At 37.5% G+C, this 3250-nt stretch carries 1 protein-coding gene; it reads left to right on the top strand.

Annotated elements, in window-relative coordinates; genetic code table 11:
- A partial coding sequence (locus F6K13_RS25110; RefSeq protein ID WP_287288719.1) for an HAD-IC family P-type ATPase occupies window positions 1-2120 on the top strand: 2120 nt, incomplete at its 5' end.
- Between the last annotated feature and the right edge of the window lie 1130 nt (window positions 2121-3250).

The following is a 3250-nucleotide window of genomic DNA, read 5'->3' as shown; positions in this document are numbered from 1 at the left end:
TAGTCGGGGATATATTAGTTGCCCAAGCTGGAGATCAAATAGTGGTCGATGGCCAAGTAGTAGGAGAAGGCCGAATTGAAGTGGACGAATCACTACTAACTGGAGAATCGGACCTAATTCCGAAACAAGTAGGACAACCAGTTTATTCTGCTAGTTTTTGTGTTAGTGGTACTGCTTGTTATGAAGCTCAAAAAGTAGGAACCGAAAGTTTGGCCTATCAATTAACAGTTAGTGCCAGAGCATTCCGTCAAATTTACACCCCCCTTCAACAAGAAATTAACTTGGTAATTAGAGTATTTCTACTCTTGTCATGCTTCCTGTGGATACTTGTTGCCATTAACTGGTTTATCAGGATTTATACATTTGCTGACAGCGTACAATATGCTGCAGTAATTGCTGGCCTAGTACCAAGTGGTCTTTATTTGGCCATTACTCTTGCTTATGCCCTGGGTGCAGTCAAAATGGTGGGGCAGGAAGTTCTGATTCAGCAAGCTAATGCTGTGGAATCATTGAGTAATGTAGATGTTTTATGCTTGGACAAAACTGGCACATTAACAGCTAACCGAATTCGTTTACAGACTGTCTATCCTATAGGAATTAATGAAGTTAAGTTACGACATTTATTGGGTGATTATGCGGCTAGTACCACTGCTAAAAATCAAACTATTGAAGCTGTAGAAGAAGTTTGCTCTGGACATCGACTGGAGCTAATTGCGGAAATTCCTTTTACTTCAGCTCGTAAATGGAGCGGTATGAGTTTTGAAGGTCAAAAAAATTCAGATTCTGGAACATACATTCTTGGTGCCCCAGAAGTATTAGCGACAGTTACACCTTTAAGTACAGAAGTTACTCAGCAAATTCAAGAATTAGCTCAACAGGGTCTTCGAGTCCTTTTATTTACTCACAGCCCAAATATTAATAGCTTGAATAATGATTTGGAAAAGCCACAACTACCTACCGAATTAACTCCTCTGGGAATTATTAGCTTTAAAGATGAACTAAGGCCAGAAGCTCGTGAAACGATACATGGTTTTTCTGAAGCTGGAATAGAGGTAAAGGTAATTTCAGGAGATAATCCTCAGACGGTGGCTACTTTGGCCTTACAAGCTGGACTTGGCTCGGATATTCAAGTTATTTCTGGGGCGGAGTTGGCCGAACTAGATGAAGCCCAGTTTATCCAAGCTGCTGAAGCTAATACAATTTTTGGCCGTGTTACTCCAGAGCAGAAAGCTAAACTAATTCGCAGTTTTAAGGAGCAGGGTCATTATGTAGCGATGATTGGAGATGGGGTTAATGATGTTCTGTCTTTGAAAGAGGCAAATTTGGCGATCGCTATGGAGGGTGGTAGTAAGGCCACTCGTAGTGTGGCGGATATTGTTTTGCTGAAAAATTCTTTTGGGTCTTTGCCTCATACTTTTCTGGAAGGACAACGCATTCGTAATGGTATACAGGATGTACTGAAACTTTTTATGATTAGGGTGTTTTGTGTCACCTTATTGATTTTTGCTACAGGATTTGTTGGTGGGACTTTTCCACTATTAAATAAGCATAGTGCGGTTGTTACTCTTATATCGGTGGGTTTTCCTAGTTTTTGTATTCCTCTGTGGGCAAAGTCGGGAATGTTGCCTCGTCGTAGTTTGGTGCGATCGCTACTCCACTTTACTTTACCTGCTACTTTGAGTCTTACTCTTGTTGCTTTGGGTGTTTATTTGGGTTACTTAGTTGTGACAGTGTTGGAATCTATTGAGGAAAATAATCTGATAGATAATAGTGTAGTTATTAGTAATCAGCTTCTTTCTGTTCCTCGCAGTGCCTTAGTAACTATTATGGTTTTGTGTGGTCTACTCTTGGTGCCTTTTCTTAAGCCCCCCAATAGGGTTTGGGTTGGTGGAGAACCTTTGAGTAGAGACTGGCGTTATTCCCTAGTTGCGTTGGCCTTGCTAGGAATCTATGTTGTAATTTTAGCTGTTCCACCTCTACGTCAATTTTTTGAATTATCTTTACTAAGTGCCCATGATTATGTTGTGATTAGTTGGGTGGCTTTAGTGTGGTGTATATTATTACGTTATGTCTGGCGAGCTAAACTTCTAGACAGATTTTTAGGTGTGGACCTTGGTTAATTTTTGTTTATTAATAGACCTCTGCTGAAAAGAGGGAGTAGGGAGAAATAATTGATGATTTATGGGCGATAATTGATTTGATTTTTGATTATAGTAGTTTAACTTAAAAATGAGACGTTTTTTTGTCTGAAACTCCCTCATAGCAAGAAAGCTTTGTCTCAATCTAAGGTTAAATGACTATATCACCAGATGTTTAATAGTAATAGTATTTTCTGTTGATTGCTACAGTAATATCAAATTCGGTTGAATACTTAGGGCTTGCTGATTAATTCTCAAAGTATTGATAAATAAAGGTATTAGCCTTTTTGGGGTTCAAAAAAGTGCCAGCTTTTTGATGCCTAGAGCTACAAAAAGCTAGTATTTTGGGCTGACTATGGTAGAACAATCTTGGGACAATTCTTACTCCTGTCTCCTGTCTCCTGTCTCCTGTCTCCTGTCTCCTAGCCCTACTAAAAGACTTTTGAGCGCAAACCCTACTTATTATAAAGTTGTGAGTGGGGAGTAGAGCAGTAGGGGAAATTGAATATTGAAGTAATTATAGAATGAACCTATCCCACTATTTTTAACAGGCTTATTTGTCTAAGTAAAATGTGTTGGAAAATATTAATTTTTCGTTAAATAAATCAGTTTTCGTTCACCAATATACATAGCTAATTTCCTGACACATATAAGACTGAAGATCAACTTGGTTATCTAATTTTTTAGGTATTTTTATCAGTATACTTTATTGGTTTAATCGTTATTGGTATAATACCAATTTGAAAAAAGAATGTTACGAATAATAAGTGCGATTATAAAGATAAGTTAAGGAAATGTCCCTTTGACAAAAAAGAGAATTTCCTACCTCAAAATCGGTATTAAAGCTATTCATTCTGACTCCTGACTCCTAAGAAATGGCAACTCGTGCTGTATACCAAAAAATGTATTTTCAAGTCCGCCAAAAACTATCAGCTAAACTGGAAAGATATCGAGATTATATTGCTCTGTCAGGTTTGAATTGATAAATTATTGAGGTAGAATTTTACGCAAGGATTATGAGAATACAAAAAAGCAATTCTCAGAAAAATGGATTTTTATTTGGTTGAATCCTATGCTATTTAAGAGTTTAAACTCATTTCAACTACTAATTA

The organism is Okeania sp. SIO2B9 (assembly GCF_010672505.1).
Lineage (GTDB): Bacteria > Cyanobacteriota > Cyanobacteriia > Cyanobacteriales > Microcoleaceae > Okeania > Okeania hirsuta.
The sequence above is the reverse complement of the archived record's forward strand: the minus strand, read 5'-3'. Positions and strand labels throughout refer to the sequence as shown.